The 364-nt window shown below is 69.5% G+C and carries 1 pseudogene; it reads left to right on the top strand.

Annotated elements, in window-relative coordinates:
* Positions 1–212 precede the first annotated feature (212 nt).
* Positions 213–364, top strand: a pseudogene (locus JNK74_28810) (peroxiredoxin).

Genomic DNA, 364 nt, shown 5'->3' on the forward strand with positions numbered 1-364 from the left:
CATCGCGCGGGTCCATGTCAGGCCGCCAGCCCGCGGTAGGCGTCCGGCTCGCCGAAGGCGAGGCCGCTCAGGCCCTCGTTCAGCAGCGCTTCGGCCAGCGCACGGCGCATCAGCAGCAGACCCGGCTTGAAGCGCGCGCGGAACACCTGCACCCCGGCCGGCACGACCTCGGGGCGCAGCACCAGCCGGTCGCAGGCCGTGAACGGATCGTCGGCGTCGAGCATCCTGCCGGCGTCGCTTTGCGCGGTTCTTTCCTGATCGACAAAGCCGGCGTGGTGCAGGCCCAGATTGTCAACAATCTGCCGCTGGGCCGCGAAGTGGACGAGATGGTGCGCCTGGTCGAAGCCCTGCAATTCACCGAGCA

The sequence above is a fragment of the Candidatus Hydrogenedentota bacterium genome (genome assembly GCA_016791475.1).
Lineage (GTDB): Bacteria > Hydrogenedentota > Hydrogenedentia > Hydrogenedentales > JAEUWI01 > JAEUWI01.